The 21320-nt window shown below is 62.4% G+C and carries 1 protein-coding gene (running past one end of the window); it reads right to left on the bottom strand.

What is annotated here, in order from left to right:
* Positions 1–21320, bottom strand: part of the annotated coding region (gene sypC, locus KBY08_RS22170; RefSeq protein WP_225651259.1) for a syringopeptin non-ribosomal peptide synthetase SypC (this coding region is incomplete at its 3' end). 6679 nt of the annotated region lie to the left of the window's left edge; 21320 of its 27999 annotated nt are in view.

Raw genomic sequence — 21320 nt, 5'->3', positions numbered from 1 at the left:
CCCACGACCATCGCGGCGCCACGTTCAACACAGATTCCGACGCGAGAATCCGGCTGCACGCCCTGCTTAATCAACGCATGAGCCAGGCGGTTGGCCTGCTGGTTGAGCTCGCGATACGTCAGGCGCTGTTCGCCGTGAACCACTGCCACCCCTTCCGGCGTGCGCTCGACCTGGGCTTCGAACATCCCGTGAATGGTCTGCTGCTGCGGGTAATCCAGTGCGGTGTCGTTGAACGCCACCAGCAACTGCTCGCGCTCGACAACTGGCAGGATCGACAAACCTTGCAATGACGTTTCTGGCGTCTGCTCCAGCGCCATCAACAGGTTTTCCAGCGCCGTGTGCATGTAGCCGCACACCCGTTGCGCGCCGATTGACGAAACCACCAACGCCGTCAGGCTGAACCCTTCGCCCAGATCGTCGACGTTCAAGGTCAGTGGGTAGTTGGTGCGTTCTTCACCGCTGAGGACCGCGATGCCCTGCCAGGCCTGCATGGCCTGGTCGGACACACTGCCGACCCCACTGTGGCGATAGTTGAGCAGTGCGCTGAACAAGGGCGCCGGCGCGGCAACACCGCTGCAACGCTGGGCCAACGCCAGTGAGGCATGTTCGTGACCGAGCAATGCAGTCAGGCGCTTATGAGTGGCCTTGACCCCGTCACGCACACCCTGCTCACCCACTGAAACCCGCAGCGGCAAGGTGTTGATGAACATCCCCAAGGCTCGCTCGGCACCTTCGCCACCCTGCATCCGGCCCATCAGTACAGTGCCGAACACCACATCCTGCCTGTTTGACACCTTGCCCAGCACCTGAGCCCAGGCCAGATGCACCAGGCTCGCGGCACTCACCCCTTGCTGGCGGGCTTGAGCACGCAGGCGCAGGTTGAGTTGAGGGTCAAGCGCCAGGCTGGCTTCCTCGATGTCACGCCCTTCACCCTGCACATCCTGCAAACCGAACGGCAGCGTCGGCTCGTCGATGTCGCCGAGCATGTCGCGGAAAAACGCTTCGTGATCGGCCTGGCTGACACCCAGGCGTGCCTGGGCCACATAGTTGCGATACGGCACGGGTACCGACGCCGCCAAAGTGTCGGCCTCGCCTGCCAGCCATGCCTGCATTTCATGCTTCACCACTTCCAGCGCGACGTGGTCCAGCGCCATGTGATGGAACAGCAGCATCGCGCAGATGCGCTGGTTGAGCGGGTCTTCGGCATAGGCCACACGCATCAAAGGTGCCTGGCCGATGTTCAGGCGGTAGTGACGCGGGTCAAAGCGGCTGTGCAGTTGCGCACCGATATCGCCGTCAGCCGGATCAAGCTCAAGTGCATCAAGGTGCAACTGTGCCTGACGCCAGACCACTTGCACCGGTGACTCCAGACCGTCCCATACCACGCTGGTGCGCAGAATGTCGTGACGGTCGATGACCATTTGCAACGCTTGAACGAAGGCGTTCAGGCGCTCGCGGTTATCAAAGGCGAACTGCGTCTGTAACACATAGGGGTCACCGATTTCGGCGGCCAGATGGTGATAAAGAATGCCTGCCTGCAACGGCGCCAGCGGGTAGATGTCCTGCACATTGGTCACGCCACCCGGCACGGTTGCGACGACTTGATCGATCTGCGCCTGGGTCAGGTTGGCCAATGGCAGCAGCTCAGGCGTAATGCGTTGGCAGTCCTCGCTGATCAGGTTGGCGGGCACCACGATCTCGGTGCCACCGCCCACGGCTGCGGCCAGTGCAGCCAGGGTCGGCTGGCTGAACAGTACGCGTACATCGGCGCTGAGGCCCAACTGGCGCATACGCCCGGTCAGGCTGACCGCCAGCAGCGAGTGACCGCCGAGTTCGAAGAAGTGGTCATGACGCCCGACCTCCTCGACGCCCAGTAGGTCTTGCCAGATAAGCGCGATCTGCTCCTCGATTTCGCCTTGGGGAGCTTCGTAGCCGCGGCTGATCAGCGCATCACCGTCCGGGGCTGGCAGCGCCTTGCGATCCAGCTTGCCGTTCGAGGTCAGTGGCATCGCTTCAAGCAGCACATAAATGGCCGGAACCATGTATTCAGGCAACACTTGCTGCAGGTGACTGCGCAGGGTTTCGATATCGACAGCAGCGTGCTCGGCAGACTGCGTGTAGTAAGCCACCAGACGTTTGTCGCCGGGTATGTCTTCGCGAGCAGTGACCACCGCTTCATGGACCGCCGGGTGTTTAGCCAGGGCGGCCTCGATTTCGCCGATTTCGATACGCAAGCCGCGGATCTTCACCTGAAAGTCATTACGGCCCAGGTATTCCAGCGCGCCATTGGTCAGCCAGCGACCGACGTCGCCGGTTTTGTACAGGCGTGCCTGCGGGGCGTCGGAAAACGGGTCGGCGATGAAACGCTCGGCACTCAGCTCCGGCTGGTTCAGGTAACCCCGCGCCACGCCGATGCCGCCAATGTGCAGCTCACCGGCCACGCCCATTGGTTGCAGCTGGCCCAAGGCATCGAGTACGTGCATCTGAATGTTCGCAATCGGACGGCCGATGGGCACGCTGTCGCCCGGATCCGTCGGACGGCATTCCCAGGCAGTAACGTCGATGGCCGCTTCGGTCGGGCCATACAGGTTGTGCAGTTCAACGCCCTTGAGCTGTTGCTCGAAACGGCGCTGCAGCGCACGAGGCAAGGCCTCGCCACTGCACAGCACGCGGCGCAGTTGCGGGAAGTCGCGGGTTGAGCGGTGTTCCAGAAACACATCGAGCATCGAGGGCACGAAGTGCAGCAGGGTAATGCCTGCGTCACTCATCACCTGCGCCAGATAGTCCGGATCCTGATGGCCACCGGGACGGGCCATGACCAGTTCGGCACCGGTCAGCAGTGGCAGGAAAAACTCCCACACCGACACGTCGAAGCCGAACGGGGTCTTTTGCAGTATGCGATCCTGACTGTTCACCTGATAGGCGTCGCGGGCCCAAAGCAGGCGGTTGACCACGCCCAGGTGTTCGTTCATCACGCCTTTGGGCGTGCCGGTGGAACCGGAGGTGTAGAGCACGTAGGCCAGGTGATTCGGCTGCAGGCCCAGGGCCTTGGCATCCGGGTTGACGCTCGGCTGCCTGGCCAGTTGCGCACGGTCATCGTGGCCATCGAGCACCAGCACCGGAAGATCCGAGGCCGGCAGGTTGTCGCTCAGGTCCCGAGTGGTCAGCACTGCCTGCGGTGAGCTGTCCTCGAGCATATACGCCTGGCGGGCGCTGGGCAGGTCAGGGTCGATCGGTACATAGGCGCCACCGGCCTTGAGAATACCCAACAGCGCCACGACCATTTCCGGGCCGCGACGCAGGCTGACCGCGACCCGCGTATCAGGCTCCACGCCCAGCTCGATCAGGCGATGGGCGAGCTGGTTCGCCTGCTGGTTGAGTTCGGCGTAAGTGAGCAACGGCCCGCTGTCGCCACGTACGGCGCAGGCATCCGGACGCTGGGCGGCCTGTTGTTCGATCAGTTGGTGGATCAGTACATCACGCGGATAAGGGTGGGCTGTGTCGTTGAAGCCCGTCAGCAACAGCTCGCGCTCATCGTCCGGCAGTATCGACAGGCTGTTCAGCGCTGCCTGCGGCGTGTGTTCCAGTGCGTCCACCAGGCTGCGCAGTGCAACCTGCATGTACTCGCCGATGCGCGTGGCACTGATTTGCTGGACGGCCTGAATGGTGAGCATGAAGTCATCGCCCAGGTCATCGACGTTCAGGCACAACGGATAGTTGGTGCGTTCCTCCATACTCAGGGTCTGAATGCCCTGCCAGGCTGACAATGTTTCGCTCGAGGCCGCACCACCGTTGCTGTGGCGGTAGTTGAGCAAGGTGCTGAACAGCGGCAGCGAACTCGGCACGCCGCTGCAGCTCTGGGCCAGCGACAGTGAGGCATGCTCATGCCCCAGCAGCGCCGACAGGCGCTGGTGAGTGACCTTGACCGCCGCCAGAGCGCTCTGGCTGCCGACGCTGATGCGCAGCGGCAAGGTGTTGATGAACATGCCCAGCGCCCGGTCGGCACCATTGCCGCCCTGCATCCGGCCCATCAGTACGGTACCGAATACCACTTCTTCACGGCCCGAAACCCGACCTGCCACCTGAGCCCATGCCAGGTGCGCCAGACTGGCAGCGCTAACCCCCAACTGCCGCGCAATACTGCGTATACGGCTGCTCAGCTGGCTGTCGAGCACCTGATGCACTTCCTCGATACCACTGCCATCGCCCTGCACGTCCTGTATGCCGTAAGCCAGGGTCGGTTCGTCGATGTCGCCGAGCATGTCGCGGAAAAACGCTTCGTGCTCGGCCTGGCTGATACCCAGACGCGCCTGGGCCACATGGTTGCGATAAGGCACCGGGGCCGGCAATTGCTCGATCTGCCCCTGCAGGCTGGCCTGCATTTCCTCCACCACCACTTCCAGCGAGGTGTGATCCAGCGCCAGATGGTGGAACAGCAACATGCCGACCAAACGCTGGTGGGTGTTGTCCTCGGCGTAGGCGATGCGCATCAGCGGCGCCTGGCCGATGTCCAGGCGATAGTGACGCGGGTCAAAACGCTCGCGCAGTCGTGTCAGCACGTCACCGTCGAGTGGATCGATGGTCACTTCTTCCAGGCTCAGTTTCGCGTTGCGCCATACCACCTGTACCGGCTGTTCAAGCCCTTCCCAGACCACACTGGTGCGCAGGATATCGTGGCGTTCGACCACGCTCTGCAAGGCCGCGGCGAAACCGGCCAGGCACTCGCGATCATCGAAGGCGAAGAGCATCTGCAAGACGTAGGGGTCACCTTCATCCGCGGCCAGGTGGTGATAGAGAATGCCTTCCTGCAAGGGGGCCAGAGCGTAGATGTCCTGGATGTTGGCCAGGCCGCCCGGCACGCTCGCCACAACGCGATCAATCCCTGCCTGATCCAGATCAGCCAGCGGCAGCATGTCCGGGGTAATACGCTCGCAGCCCTGTACGATCAGGTTATCCGGCACCTGTACTTCTGTGTACCCGCCCACCGCCGCGGCGAGTGCGGCCAGGGTCGGCTGGCTGAACAGCACGCGCACGTCAGCCGAGAGGTCGATCTGGCGCATGCGCTCGATCAGTTTGACGGCCAGCAAGGAATGCCCGCCCAGCTCGAAGAAATGATCGTGGCGGCCAACCTGTGGCACTTGCAGCAGAGACTGCCAGATCTGTGCGATGGCGATCTCGACGTCGCCCTCTGGCGGCGCGTATTCGCGCATTGCCAGCGCCTGAGCATCCGGTGCAGGCAACGCCTTTTGGTCGAGCTTGCCGTTGGCGGTCAGCGGGAAGCTGTCCAGGGCTACAAAAGCACTGGGCACCATGTAGTCGGCCAGGGACAGCAGCAACTGCGCACGCAAGTCAGCCGCCACGATTTCGTGGCCGGGCGCAGCGATCACATAGGCCACCAGGCGCTTGTCGCCCGGTTGATCTTCGCGGACCAGCACCAGCGCTTCGCGGACCGTGTTGCAGGCGGCCAGCACGGCTTGAATTTCGCCCAGCTCGATACGGAAACCACGGATCTTCACCTGGTCGTCGTTGCGGCCCAGGTAGTCGAGACTGCCATCGGCCATCCAGCGACCCAGGTCGCCGGTTCGGTACAGGCGCGCCTGAGGCTCCTTGCTGAACGGATTCGCCAGGAAACGCTCGGCCGTCAGCGCTTCACGGTTCAAGTAGCCCCGCGCAACGCCGGCGCCGCCGACATACAGCTCGCCGACCACACCCACCGGCACCGGCTCGCGGCGTGCATCAAGTACATACAACTGCAAATCGGGAATGCGCACACCAATAGGGCTCACGCCTGAACGCTGAGCATCTGCCGCCACCAGAGGGTGATAGGTCACATGCACCGTGGTTTCGGTGATGCCATACATGTTCACCAACTGCGTACCCGCGTTGATCACCCTGGCGTACCACGGCTTGAGCATCCCGGTGTCCAGCGCTTCGCCACCAAAAATCACCTGGCGCAAGGAGTGCCGCTGATCGCTCTCGCCCTGGGCATTGAGCAACTGGCGGAATGCACTCGGGGTCTGGTTGAGCACCGTCACTCCGGCGTTGCACAACAATGCGTAGCAGTCTTGCGGGGAGCGGCTGACCAGTTGCGGCACTATCAACAAACGCCCGCCGTGCAACAGCGCGCCCCAGATTTCCCAGACCGAGAAGTCGAAAGCGAATGAATGGAACAAGGCCCAGACATCCTGCTCGTTGAAGCCAAACCAGCTCTGGGTGGCCGAGAACAGCCGGGCCACGTTGCGGTGCTCGACCATTACGCCCTTGGGCAGGCCGGTCGAACCGGAGGTGTAGATAACGTAAGCCAGGTGGCGCGGGCTGAGCCCGGTCAGTTGTGGATTGTGACCCGGTTGTGCCTGCAACGCCGGACTGTGCAGATCTACGCGTGGGCCATCGAACGAGCCTAGCAATGCCAGCCCCGCAGCATCGGCCAGCACCGCCATCGGCGCGCTGTCCTGCAACTGATAGGCGATACGCTCGGCCGGATAGGCCGGGTCAATCGGCACGTAACCCGCACCGGCCTTGAGCACCCCGAGCAGGCCGACAATCATTTCCAGGCTGCGCTCGACACAGATCGCCACCCGGTCATCCGGCTGCACGCCAAGGCCCAGCAGGTAGTGGGCTACCTGGTTGGCGCGGGTGTTCAGCTCGGCATAGGTCAGGGTGCGCTCTTCATAGTCCAGGGCCACGGCATTCGGCTGCGCCACCACCCAGGCTTCGAAGGTACGGTGAATCAAGGCGTCGTCGGCCTGCAGCGCATGCGGGGTGTTCCAGCTTTCGAGCAGTTGCTGGCGCTCGCTAGCAGGCAGGATATTCAGTGCTCCCAGCGCTGCGTCCGGGGTCTGCTCCAGTGCTTGCACCAGATTTTCCAGCACACAGTGCATGTAGGTACACACACGCTTGGCACCGATCTGCCCTTCGGCCATGACGGTCAGGTTGAAACCTTCGCCCAGGTCATCCACGCATAAGGTCAGCGGGTAGTTGGTGCGTTCTTCGCCATGCAGCGCCTGAATACCTTCCCAGGCGGCCAGCGCCTGGTCGCTCGCGTCGAGATCACCGGTATGGCGGAAGTTGAGCAGCGAGCTGAACAATGGTGTCGAAGCAGGTACGCCACTGCAACGCTGGGCCAGTACCAGCGAGGCGTGTTCATGGGCCAGCAGCCCGCTGAGTCGTGCGTGAGTGGCTTTCAGACCGCTGCGCACACCCTGCTCGCCCAGCGTGACACGCAGCGGCAAGGTATTGATGAACATTCCCAGCGCCCGGTCGGACCCGGCGCCGCCTTGCAGGCGACCGAGCAACACGGTGCCGAACACCACGTCCTCTTTGCCTGATACAGCGCCCAGCACACGGGCCCAGGCCAGGTGATACAGGCTGGCTGAGCTGACTCCGAGTTGGCGGGCCTGCACGCGCAGGCGTCGGCTCAGGTCGACGTCGACCAACTGGCGCACTTCTTCGATACCACGTCCGTCGCCCTGCACGTCCTGCAGACCGAACGGCAGCGTCGGTTCATCGATGTCACCCAGCATGTCGCGGAAAAACGCCTCGTGCTCCTCGCGGCTGACGCCGAGCATGGCCTGGGCCACGTAGTTGCGATAAGGCACGGACGGCGGCAGCGAGGCTTGCTGACCGAGCATGTGCGCCTCGATTTCGCTGCTCAGTATGCGCAATGACGTGGCATCGTCGACCAGGTGGTGGAACAACAGCATGCCCAGCCAGCGGTTGTTCGCCGCGTCCTGTGCGTAGCCGATGCGCAGCATCGGCGCCTGACGGATGTCCAGGCGCGTGTTACGCGGGTCCAGGCGCTTGAGCAATTGTTCGGTGATATCGCCATCGGCCGGGTCCAGCACCTGTTCATCCAGACCCAGAGTCGCTTCACGCCAGACCACTTGCACAGGGGAATCGAGACGCTCCCAAAGCACCGCGGTGCGCAGGATATCGTGCCGGGCGATCACGCCTTGCAGGGCCTCGGCGAAGCTGTACAGACGCTCGATATTGTCAAAGGCAAACAGTGCGTATTGAAGGTATGGATCACCTTCGGCCGCAGCAAGGTGGTGATACAAAATCCCCTCCTGCAATGGCGCCAGCGCGTAGATGTCCTGCACGTTGGCCAGACCGCCGGGCACGCTGGCTACTACACGATCTATGTCGTCCTGGCTCAGTGACACCAATGGCAGCATGTCGGGGGTGATGCGCTCGCAGTTGGCGGGAATAAGGTTGCCGGGCACTTCTACTGCACTTTTGCCACCCACCGCTGCCGCCAGGGCAGACAGGGTCGGCTGGCTGAACAGTACGCGTACATCGGCAACCAGATCGATCTGGCGCATGCGCTCGATCAATTTCACGGCCAGCAGCGAGTGACCGCCCAGTTCGAAGAAATGGTCATGCCGGCCGACCTGCTCCAGCTGGAGCAGGTCTTGCCAGATCCGTGCAATGGCCATCTCGGTGTCGCCTTCGGGCGCTTCATAGCCACGACTGGCCACCGCCGAACGGTCGGGCGCTGGCAGGGCTTTGCGGTCGAGTTTGCCGTTGGCCGTCAGTGGAAAAGCTTCAAGGCTGACAAAGGCGCTCGGCAGCATGTACTCGGCCAGCGACAGGCGCAGTTGCTCGCGCAAGTGGGTGGCGTCCAGTTCGGCGCCCGCGGTACCGATGACATAGGCCACCAGACGCTTGTCGCCCGGTTCGTCCTCACGGACCAGCACCATGGCATCCTGTACACCGTCACACGCGACGAGTTGTGCTTCTATTTCGCCCAACTCGATGCGGAAGCCGCGAATCTTGACCTGTTCGTCGTTCCGTCCCAGGTACTCAAGGCTGCCATCGGCCAGCCAGCGGCCCAGGTCACCGGTGCGGTACAGGCGCGCACCCGGCGCCGTGTTGAACGGGTTATCGATGAAACGCTCGGCCGTCAGTGCTTCACGGTTCAGGTAGCCACGTGCCACACCGGCACCGCCGACGTACAACTCGCCGACCACGCCGACCGGCACCGGCTCGCCGCGGGCATCAAGAACATACAGCTGCAAGTCGGGGATGCGCCTGCCGATGGGGCTGGCGCCAAGACGCTGGGCGTCTTCGGGCTGCAACGGGTAATAGGTCACATGCACCGTGGTTTCGGTGATGCCGTACATATTTACCAGTTGTGTACCGGCGTTCGCTTGCCGGGCATACCACGGCTTGAGCATCGCCGTTTCCAGCGCTTCTCCACCGAAAATCACCTGGCGCAGCGAATGCGCCTGCTCGTTCTCGCCCTGTGCGGCAATCAGCTGGCGGAACGCACTCGGTGTCTGGTTGAGCACCGTGACCCCGGCACTGCACAGCAGGTCGTGGAAGTCTCGAGGTGAACGGCTGACCAGTTGCGGCACGATCAGCAGACGTCCGCCGTGCAGCAGCGCGCCCCAGATTTCCCAGACCGAGAAGTCGAAGGCGAACGAGTGGAACAGCGCCCACACATCCTGCTCGCCGAATCCGAACCAGTCTTGAGTGGCCGAGAACAGCCGCGCAACGTTGCGATGCTCGACCATCACGCCTTTGGGCAGACCGGTCGAGCCGGAGGTGTAGATGACGTAGGCCAGGCTCGCAGCCGTCAGCCCCGACACCTCTGGATTGCAGACGGATTCGTCCTGCAAGTCGGCATCGTCAAGGCTAATGATGGGGACTTCCGTCACTGGCAAGGCTTGCTGCACTGACTGTTGACTCAGCAACGCCACCGGCGTGCTGTCGCCGAGGGTATAGGCCAGACGCTCAAGCGGGTAAGCCGGGTCCAGTGGCACGTAACCAGCGCCGGACTTGAGGATACCCAGCAAGCCGATGATCATCGCCGGGCCACGTTCTACGCAGATCGCCACGCGATCATCCGGGCGCACACCCAATGCCAGCAAGCGATGCGCGACCTGGTTGGCACGCGCGTTGAGTTCGCCGTAGCTCAGGGTCTGCTCTTCGAACATCAGCGCGACGGCGTCTGGCCGTTCTGCAGCGCGGGCTTCGAATTGCTGGTGGATAGGCACGTCATTTGCGTAGTGCTTGCCAGACTCGTTCCACTGCTCGAGCAACTGTTTCCGTTCGCTGGGCGGCAGTATCGAAATGGCGTGCAGTGGAGTTTGCGGCGCCTGTTCCAGCGCATCGACCAGCCCTTCTGCTGCCAACTGCAGATAGTCGCAAAGACGCTGCGCGCCTATGCTCGCCGCCACCAGCGCAGTGAACAGGAAGCCTTCGCCCATATCGTCGACATTGACGGTCAATGGGTAGTTGGTGCGTTCTTCATCGTCCAGCGCCAGCGATTGCATGCCATTCCAGGCGGTGAGCGCTTCATCGGTCACGGCAACACTGCTGTGACGATAGTTGAGCAAGGCGCTGAACAACGGCGCCGGTGCAACTACGCCGCTGCAACGCTGGGCCAGCGCCAGCGACGCGTGCTCATGCCCGAGTAGCCCGGTCAACCGCCGATGCGTGGCCTTGACCCCGTCACGCACGGCCTGTTCGCCCAGGTCCACCCGCAGCGGCAAGGTGTTAATGAACATGCCAAGGGCTCGTTCGGCGCCCTCGCCGCTCTGCATCCGGCCCATCAATACGGTGCCGAACACTACGTGTTCACGTCCGCTGAGGCGACCCAGCATTTGCGCGAACGCCAGATGGAGCAGGCTCGCCGCGCTGACCCCAAGCTGCCGCGCCTGAACTCTCAGGCGCTGGCTCAAACCGCTGTCCAGCATCAGACGGGCCTGATCGATAGCGTTACCGTCGCCTTGTACATCGTGCAGGTCGAACGGCAGCGTCGGCTCGTCGATGTCGCCAAGCATGTCCTTGAAGAACAGCTCGTGGTCGCGTTCGTTAAGGCCCAGTCGGGCCTGAGCGACATAGTTGCGGTAAGGAATGGAGTCGCCAAGCTGATCGGCCTGACCGAGCAGGCAGACCTGCATCTCATAGCGCACCTGATCCAGCGCGGTGTGGTCAAGGATCATGTGGTGAAACATCAAGGTCGCCAGCCAGCGCTGGTTGACGGTGTCCAACGCACACACCAGACGCATCAAGGGGGCCTGACGGATGTCCAGGCGTATCTGGCGTGGGTCCAGACGCTCTTGCAACTGACGGGATATATCACCAAGGCCAGGGTTGAGCTGAACTTCTTCTACGCTGATCTCGACATGGCGCCAGACCACCTGCAACGGCTCGTCGAGGCTTTCCCAGTGCATGGAGGTGCGCAGGATGTCATGGCGGTTGATGACCGTTTGCAGCGTTTGAGCAAAGGTATCCAGGTGAGTGCGGCTGTCAAAGGCGAACTGCGCCTGCAATACATAGGGGTCGCCCTGCTCGGCGCTGATGTGGTGATAGAGAATGCCCGCCTGCAAGGGGGCCAGCGGGTAGATGTCCTGTACGTTCGCCGCGCCGCCAGGCACGCCAGCGACCACTTGATCGATCTGCACCTGGGTCAGGTTGATCAGCGGCAGCATGTCCGGGGTGATTTTCTGGCAGTCGGCTGGAATGCGGTTGGCCGGGATCACCAGCTCGTCGACCGCGCCTGCCGCCGCAGCCAGTGCCGCGAGGGTCGGCTGGCTGAACAGCGTACGCACGTTGGTACTCAGGCCAGCCTGGCGCATACGTTCAATCAGGCTCACCGCCAGCAGCGAATGGCCGCCCAGTTCAAAGAAGTGGTCGTGGCGACCGACACGCTCGATGTTGAGCAAGTCGCTCCAGATCTTCGCCAGAGTGATTTCGGCTGTGCCTTGTGGCGCCTCGTAGCCGCCACGGATCAGTGCATCACCGTCCGGTGCGGGCAGGGCCTTGCGGTCGAGTTTGCCGTTCGGGGTCAGCGGCATTGCATCGAGCAGCACATAGGCCGCCGGGATCATGTGGGCCGGCAGTTGTTCCTGCAGCCAGCCGCGCAGGCTGTCGATGTCCACTGAAGCATGCCCTGCGCTCAGGGTGTAATAAGCCACCAGACGCTTGTCGCCGGGAATGTCTTCACGGGCAGTGACCACCGCTTCGTGGACCGCCGGGTGCTTGGTCAGACGCGCATCGATCTCGCCCAGTTCGATGCGGAAGCCACGGATTTTCACCTGATCGTCGTTACGACCCAGGTATTCAATATTGCCGTCTGGCAAATAACGGCCAAGGTCGCCGGTGCGGTACATACGTGCTGCTGGCTGCTGACTGAACGGATCCGTAAGGAAGCGCTCGGCAGTGAGTTCGTCACGGTTCAGATAACCGCGCGCCACACCGGCACCGCCAATGTAGATTTCACCCGCGACGCCCAGCGGAACAGGCTGTTGCTGTTCATCCAGCAGGTAGAACTGCGTATTGCCGACCGGTTTGCCGATGTGCGCAGCGAAGCCGTCTTCGCGATCCATCGCGACCCAGCTTGAATAGGTGGTGGTTTCCGAAGGCCCGTAGAGGTTGCACAGGCGCCGGACGCCGGTTTTCTCGAACAGCGATTCCACCAGGCTGCGTTTCAGCGCTTCACCCGCCACGTTCACGGTATGGACCGACGTCGGCAAGCCATCGACTTCTAGCAAGGCCTTGAGCGCTGACGGTACGGTGTTGATCAGGCCGATATCGTGCTCGCCGTTTTGCAGTTCCAGCACGATCTTGACGACTTCGATACTGCCGCCCGAGGTCAGCGGCGCAAAACACTCGTAGACCGCCAGGTCGAAGTTCAATGAGGTGGAGAACAGCGTTTTTTCCAGTGCCGAAGTGGCGGTCCCGGCGTCGAAAGCGCTATGCGCCCAGGTCAGGAAGTTCACGGTGTTGCGGTGTTCGATCATCACGCCTTTCGGCAGCCCGGTCGAACCCGAGGTGTAGATCAGGTACGCCAGATGCGCAGAAGTCAGCCCCGGCACCTGCGGATTCTGGACGGATTGGTCCTGCCAGTTGCCCAAATCAAGGTTGATGACTGGCACCGAAACGTCGGCCAGCAGCGCCTCGGTTGCCGACTGCGCCAGCACGGCTGCCGGCGCACTGTCCTGCAGCATGTAGGCAATACGTTCCGCTGGATAAGCCGGATCCAGCGGCACGTAACCACCGCCCGCCTTGAGGATCGCCAGCAAACCGACGACCATCTCGGCACTGCGTTCAACACAGATACCGACGCGGGAATCCGGCTGCACGCCCTGCTTGCGCAAGGCATGGGCCAGGCGGTTGGCCTGCTCGTTGAGTTCGCGATACGTCAGGCGCTGTTCGCCGTGAACCACTGCGAGCGCCTGCGGGGTGCGCTCGACCTGTGCTTCGAACAAGCCATGAATGGTCTGCTGCTGCGGGTAAGCCATTGCTGTGTCGTTGAACGCCACCAGCAATTGCGCACGTTCGCCAGCAGGCAGGATCGACAGGCTGTCGAGGGCCGCAGACGGTGACTGCTCAAGCGCATCCACCAGATGTTCCAGCACGGTCTGCATGTAAGCGCAGACCCGTTTGGCACCCACGGCGCCGGTGACCAGTACGTTCAGGTTGAAGCCTTCACCGGAGTCATCGACGTTCAAGGTCAATGGATAGTTGGTGCGTTCTTCGCTGTTCAGCGTATGAATACCCTGCCAGGCCTGGGTCGCCCGCTCGGATACGCTGCCAGGCGCACTATGGCGATAGTTGAGCAGCGAACTGAACAGTGGCGTTGGCGCGGGAATGCCGCTGCAACGCTGAGCCAGCGCCAGTGAAGCATGCTCATGACCCAGCAAGGCAGTCAGACGTTTATGAGTGGCCTTGACCCCGTCCCGCACGCTTTTCCCGCTCACCGAAACCCGCAGCGGCAAGGTGTTGATGAACATCCCCAATGCACGCTCGGCGCCTTCCCCGGCCTGCATCCGGCCCATCAGCACGGTGCCGAACACCACGTCCTGCCTGTTTGAAACCGAGCTCAATACCTGAGCCCAGGCCAGGTGCAGCAGACTGGCGGTGCTCACCCCCTGTTGTCGGGCCTGAGCGCGCAGTCTCAGGTTCAACCGAGGGGCCAGCGCAAGGTTGGCTTCCTCGATATCAAGGCCATCGCCCTGCACATTGATCAGACCGAACGGCAGCGTCGGCTCGTCTACATCACCGAGCATGTCGCGGAAAAACGCTTCGTGATCGGCCTGGCTGACGCCCAGGCGTGCCTGGGCCACATAATTGCGGTATGGCACCGGTGTCGACAGATTTTGAGCTTCGCCCAGCAACCAGGCCTGCATTTCATGCTGTACCACGGCCATCGCCATGTTATCGAGGACCATGTGATGGAACAGCAACATCGCGCAGATCCGCTGATTCAGCGGGTCTTCGGCATAGGCCAGGCGCATCAGCGGTGCCTGAGTGACATCAAGGCGGTGGTGACGCGGGTCGAAGCGGTCGTGCAGTTGCGCGCTGACATCACCGGCTGCCGGGTCGAGTTGCAACATCTCAAGAGGCAATTGTGCGTGGCGCCAGACCACCTGCACGGGTGAGTCCAGACCTTTCCAGACGACACCGGTGCGCAGAATGTCGTGACGATCGATAACCGTCTGCAAAGCCTGGACGAAGGCGTCCAGGCACGCGCGGTCATCAAAGGCGAAATGCGCCTGCAGCACATAGGGATCGCCCTGCTCGGCGGCGATGTGGTGATAGAGAATGCCTTCCTGCAACGGTGCCAGTGGGTAGATGTCCTGCACATTCGCCACGCCGCCCGGTACTGTGGCGACCACCTGATCGATCTGCGTTTGGGTCAGGCTGGCCAGTGGCAGCAGATCGGGCGTAATACGTTGGCAATCCTCGGTGATCAGATTGGCCGGCACCACGATGTCCGTGCTACCGCCAACTGCAGCAGCCAGTGCGGCCAGGGTTGGCTGGCTGAACAGCACGCGCACATCGGCGCTCAGGCCCAATTGGCGCATACGCCCGATCAGGCTCACCGCCAGCAGCGAGTGACCGCCCAGTTCGAAGAAGTTGTCGTGACGACCGATCCGGGCCACGCCCAGCAAGTCTTGCCAGATGGCAGCAAGCTGCGTTTCGGTCTCACCTTGTGGCGCTTCATAGCCACGACTGCTCAGTGCCTCAACGTCCGGCGCCGGCAGGGCCTTGCGGTCGAGCTTGCCATTCGGTGTCAGAGGCATGGCCTCCAGCAGCACGTAAATGGCCGGAACCATGTACTCGGGCAGCTTTTCCTGCAAATGGCTGCGCAGGTTGTCGATGTCCACCGAGGTGTGCCCGGACACCAGGGTGTAATAAGCCACCAGACGCTTGTCGCCGGGAATGTCTTCGCGGGCAGTGACCACGGCTTCGTGGACCGCCGGGTGTTTGGCCAGACGCGCATCGATCTCGCCGAGCTCGATACGGAAGCCGCGGATTTTCACCTGATCGTCGTTACGGCCGAGGTATTCGATATTGCCGTCTGGCAGGTAGCGGCCCAGGTCGCCGGTGCGGTACATGCGTGCCGCCGGCTGCTGGCTGAACGGGTCCAGCAGGAAGCGTTCGGCGGTCAGGTCGTCACGGTTCAGGTAGCCACGGGCCACACCGGCACCGCCAATGTAGATTTCACCCGCAACACCCAGTGGCACGGGCTGTTGCTGCTCATCCAGCAAGTAGAACCGGGTGTTGCCGACCGGTTTGCCGATGTGCGCAGCAAAACCGTCTTCGCGATCCATCGCCACCCAGCTCGAGTAGGTGGTGGTTTCCGAAGGACCGTAGAGGTTGCACAGGCGCTGCACGCCGGTTCTTTCGAATAGATCTTCCACCAGGCTGCGCTTGAGCGCTTCACCGGCCACGTTCACGGTGTGCACCGATTCCGGCAGGCCGTTGACTTCCAGCAGCGCTTTAAGCGCCGACGGTACGGTGTTGATCAGGCCGATATCGTGTTCGCCGTGCTGCAGTTCAAGAACGTTTTTGACGACTTCGATGCTGCCGCCCGAGGTCAGCGGCGCGAAGCACTCGTAGACCGCAAGGTCAAAGTTCAGCGAGGTGGAGAACAGCGTTTTTTCCAGCGCCGAGGCGTCGAAAGCGGTGTGCGCCCAGGTCAGGAAGTTCACGGTGTTGCGGTGTTCGATCATCACGCCTTTCGGCAGACCGGTCGAACCTGAGGTGTAGATCAGGTACGCCAGATTCGCTGAAGTCAGCCCTGGCACCTGCGGATTCTGGACGGATTCGTCCTGCCAATTGCTCAGATCCAGATTGATGACAGGTACCGAAACGTCGGCCAGCAGGCCTTGAGTAGCGGTTTGAGCCAGTACTGCGGCCGGAGCGCTATCCTGCAACATGTAGGCAATACGTTCCGCTGGATAAGCCGGGTCGAGCGGCACGTAACCGCCGCCCGCCTTGAGGATCGCCAGCAAGCCGACGACCATATCCGCACCGCGCTCAACGCAGATGCCGACGCGGGAATCCGGCTGCACGCCCTGCTTGATCAACGCATGCGCCAGACGGTTGGCCTGCTGGTCAAGCTCGCGATACGTCAGACGCTGCTCGCCGTGGACTACTGCCAGCGCCTGAGGCGTGCGCTCGACCTGCGCTTCGAACATACCGTGAATGGTCTGTTCATGCGGGTAATCCAGCGCGGTGTCGTTGAAACCCACCAGCAACTGCTCACGTTCGACAGCCGGCAGGATCGACAAGCCTTGTAACGACGCTTGTGGCATTAGCTCAAGCGCGTCCACCAGATGCTCCAGAGCCGTGTGCATGTAGCCACACACGCGCTGCGCACCGATCGCGTTCGTCGCCAGCGCAGCCAGTTTGAAGCCGTCACCCAAATCATCGACGTTCAACGTCAATGGATAGTTGGTGCGCTCTTCACTGCTCAGGGCATGAATACCCTGCCAGGCCTGTACGGCACGTTCTGACACGCTGCCAACCGCACTGTGGCGGTAGTTGAGCAGTGCGCTGAACAGTGGCGTCGGTGCGGCAACCCCGCTGCAACGCTGAGCCAGCGCCAGCGATGCATGTTCGTGAGCGAGCAACGCAGTGAGTTGCGCGTGTGTCGCCTTGACCCCGGCGCGTACACCCTGCCCGCCCACGGCGACCCGCAGCGGCAAGGTGTTGATGAACATCCCCAGTGCCCGGTCGGCGCCTTCGCCGGCCTGCATACGGCCCAGCAGTACGGTGCCGAACACCACATCGCGACGATCGGAAACCTTGCCCAGCACCTGGGCCCAGGCCAGGTGCACCAGACTCGCGGCACTCACCCCTTGTTGTCGGGCCTGAGCACGCAGGCGCAGGTTCAGCTGGCTATCCACGGCAAGGACGGCTTCTTCTATATCACGCCCGTCGCCCTGCACATCCTGCAGGCCGAACGGCAGCGTCGGCTCGTCGATATCACCCAGCATGTCGCGGAAAAACACTTCATGATCAGCCTGGCTGACACCCAGCCGCGCCTGAGCCACGTAGTTGCGGTATGGCACTGGCGCCGACAGGGTTTCGCTCTCGCCGAGCAGCCAGGCTTGCATTTCATGCTGCACCACCTCCATGGCCATATGATCCAGGGCCATATGATGGAACAGCAGCATCGCGGTGATTCGCTGATTGAGCGGATCCTCGGCGTAGACCAGGCGCATCAGTGGCGCCTGAGTCATATCGAGGCAGTAGTGACGCGGGTCGAAGCGGCTATGCAGTTGCGCGCCGATCTCACCGTCTGCCGGGTCAAGCTCAAGCCCTTCAAGGTGCAACTGCGCTTCGCGCCAGACCACTTGCACAGGTGAGTCCAGACCACCCCAGACCACCCCGGTACGCAGAATGTCATGACGGTCGATAACCATCTGCAAAGCCTGAACGAAGGCGTCCAGGCGCTCGCGGTTATCAAAGGCGAACTGGCTCTGCAACACATAGGGGTCGCCGACCTCGGCTGCCATGTGGTGATAAAGAATGCCTTCCTGCAACGGCGCCAGCGCGTAGATATCCTGAACATTCGCCACGCCACCGGGCACGCTGGCCACCACCTGGTCGATCTGCACCTGGGTCAGACTTGCCAGCGGCAACAGCTCTGGAGTGATGCGCTCGCAGCCTTGGCCAATCAGGTTGGCCGGTACATTGATTTCACGGCCTGCGCCGACGGCGGCGGCCAGTGCGGCCAACGTGGGCTGGCTGAACAGCACGCGTACATCGGCGCTCAGCCCCGCCAGGCGCATACGCTCGATCAGGCTGACGGCCAGCAGCGAGTGCCCGCCCAGCTCAAAGAAGTGATCGTGACGACCGACGCGCTCAACGTTGAGCAATTCGGACCACAAGCGCGCCAGGGTGATTTCCACTTCACCCTCGGGTGCCTCGAATTCGCGGCTGGCGTAGGCGTCGGCGTCCGGTACCGGCAAGGCCCGGCGATCAAGCTTGCCGTTGGCGGTCAGCGGGAAAGAGTCCAGCACCATAAAGGCGCTTGGCACCATGTATTCGGCCAGAGACGCCGCCAGTTCGCGGCGCAGTTCGACCGCTGACAAGGCGCTGTTTTCTTCGCCGACCACGTACGCCACCAGGCGTTTGTGTGCAGATTCGTCCTGGCGGGCCAGCACCACGGCTTCTCTGACGCCGGGGCACTCGACCAGACGCGCTTCGATTTCACCCAGTTCGATACGGAAACCACGGATTTTCACCTGGTCGTCGTTACGGCCCAGATACTCGACAATCCCGTCTGCGTTCCAGCGACCAAGGTCGCCAGTGCGGTACAGCAGGGCTCCAGCGTCGTCGCTGAAAGGGTTGGCGACAAACTGTGTGGCGTTCAGCTCCGGACGGTTCAAGTAACCCTTGGCCACGCCCTGTCCGCCGATATACAGCTCCCCCGCCACTCCGACCGCTACCGGTTGGCGCAAGGTATCGAGCACATAGACCTGACTGTTGCCAATCGGCCGGCCGATGGGTATACCGCCGCTGCCGACCGAGGTGATCTCATGGGTCGTGGAAAAGGTCGTCGCTTCGGTCGGGCCGTAGCCGTTGAGCAGGTGTTGCGGTGCGCCTTCTGCCAGTACCCGGGCGATTACTGCCGGGTCCAGCACGTCCCCCCCGACGATCAGGTAGCGCAACCTGGCGAAGGCCTCCATCAGGCCGCTGGCATATTGATGAAACAGGCCCGCGGTCATCCACAGCACGCTGACCGACTGAGACAGCAGCAGCGCGCGGAACTCGTCAAGTGACAGCAGCACCGACTGCTCGACCACCACCACGCAGCCGCCATTGAGCAGCGGCGCCCAGACATCCAGGGTGCTGGCGTCGAATGCCGGGTTGGAGGCGAACGCTACACGATCCCCGGCATTGAAATCGGCATAACCGTTATTGAGCACCAGACGGCTGACAGCACGGTGCGGCACCAACACGCCTTTGGGCATGCCAGTGGAACCGGAGGTGTACATGATGTAGGCCACCGACTCGGCGGACGCCGAATGTACCGGGTTGGGTGCATCGCTTTGCAGTTCCAGCAAGTCAAGGTCAATCCGCTGAATGCCGTCGGGCAGGTCATGGCGAGACAGCGTCAACACCTGCCGTGCACCACAGTCTTGCAGCATGAACGTTTGACGCTCGGCGGGGGCGTTGATGTCCAGCGGTACATACGCCGCACCGCATTTGATAATCGCCAACTGACCGGCCAGCAGATCAAGGGAGCGCTCCAGCAGCAATGCCACTCGCTCGCCCGGTTGCACACCGAGGTTGACCAGGTGGCGGGCCAGCGCGTTGGCGCGACCGTTCAGCTCCCGGTAGGTCAGGCACTGGTCGTTCTGCACAGCAGCCAGTGCATCAGGCTGCGTCGCCACTTGTTGTTCGAATAGTTCCTGCAGGCTGCTGTTGCGTGGGTAATCGCGTGCCGTGTCATTGAAGTCGTGCAGCACTTGCTGGCGTTCGGCTGCAGAGAGGACTTGCAGACGCTGCAACGGGGTTTGCGGCTGCTGCTCCAGCGCCTCTACCAGCGCGCCGAGTGCCGTCAACATGTACTCGCCGATACGCTGTGCACCGATCTGCGCCAGGGCTTGAACCGTCAGGCTGAAGCCCTGGCCCAGGTCATCCACCGACAGCGTGATCGGATAAGTGCTCTGCTCCTCGCTGCCCAGACTCTGCAAGCCGTTCCAGGCCTGGAGCGCTTCGGCTGAAGCCACCGCTTCGCTGGCACTGTGACGGTAATTGAGCAGCGAATTGAACAACGGCGCCGGTGCGGCAACGCCGCTGCAACGCTGGGCCTGGGCCAGCGACGCATGTTCATGACCGAGCAAGGCAGTCAGCCGTGCATGGGTGGTTCTGACCCCTTCACGCACCGCATGCCCTTCGAGCCTGACCCGCAACGGCAAGGTGTTGATGAACATGCCCAACGCCCGGTCAGCGCCGTCGCCGCCCTGCATCCGGCCCATCAGCACCGTGCCGAAAACCACATCCGATTTACCCGACAGTGCACCCACCACCCGCGCCCAGGCGAGGTGATGCAGACTCGCGGCGCTGACCCCAAGCTGTCGGGCCTGTGTCCGCAGGCGCGCGCTCAATGCGTCATCGACGGGCAGGTGCACATCTTCGATCAGTGAGTCGCCGCCCGGCGTTTCGAGCACGCCGAACGGCAGCGTCGGCTCATCGATGTCGGCCAGCATCTCGCGGAAAAAACCTTCATGAGCATCAGCCCCGACACCCAGTCGGACCTGTGCCACGTAGTTACGATAAGGCACTGCTTCGGGCAAGGCATGGCCTTCGCCGAGCAGAAACGCCTGCATCTCGTGCTTCACCAGGTCCAGCGCAGCGTGGTCAATGGCAATGTGGTGGAACAGCAGGATAGCGACCCAGCGCGCGTTGGCCGGATCTTCAGCGCACACCATGCGCATCAACGGGGCCTGGCGCAGATCGAGGCGGAAATGCCGGGGATCATAGCGTTCGTGCAACTGGGTTTCGATGTCGCCGCCAGCCGCGTCCAGCGTCAGCTCATCCACGCCAAGCGTTGCTTCGCGCAACACCACTTGCACCGGTTCTTCGAGGCCTTCCCAGACCATCGCCGTGCGCAGGATGTCATGGCGTTCGATCACCGCCTGCAGTGCCTGGGCGAAGTCGTCGAGACGTTCGCGGCTTTCGGCCCCGAACAACGCCCGCAACACATAGGGGTCGCCCTGCCCGGCCGTCAGGTGATGATAGAGAATGCCTTCCTGCAGGGGCGCCAGCGGGTAGATGTCCTGCACATTGCCAGCCCCACCCGGTATCGCGTCGACGATTCTGTCAATCGCTTCCTGGCTCAGATTGGCCAGCGGCAGCATGTCGGCAGTAATGCGAAAGGCCGGGCTGAGCCAGTCACCGCCCATTCGAGCCACCAGCGTAAGCAGTTCCGCCTTGTGCACGCTCAGGCTTTCAAGAGTGGCACTGTCCAGCCCCTCGTCGTCACCGAGAATCACCAGATCGTCTTCTTCCTGTTGAAGACGGATAGCGTGCGTGGAAAGAACTGCCATCAATTCGCTGAAGTGCAT

Origin of the sequence: Pseudomonas sp. P135 (assembly GCF_020312125.1) — a bacterium.
In the GTDB taxonomy this organism is placed as follows: domain Bacteria; phylum Pseudomonadota; class Gammaproteobacteria; order Pseudomonadales; family Pseudomonadaceae; genus Aquipseudomonas; species Aquipseudomonas fragariae.
Note: the sequence above shows the minus strand (reverse complement) of the source record. Positions and strands in the feature narration are given on the sequence as shown.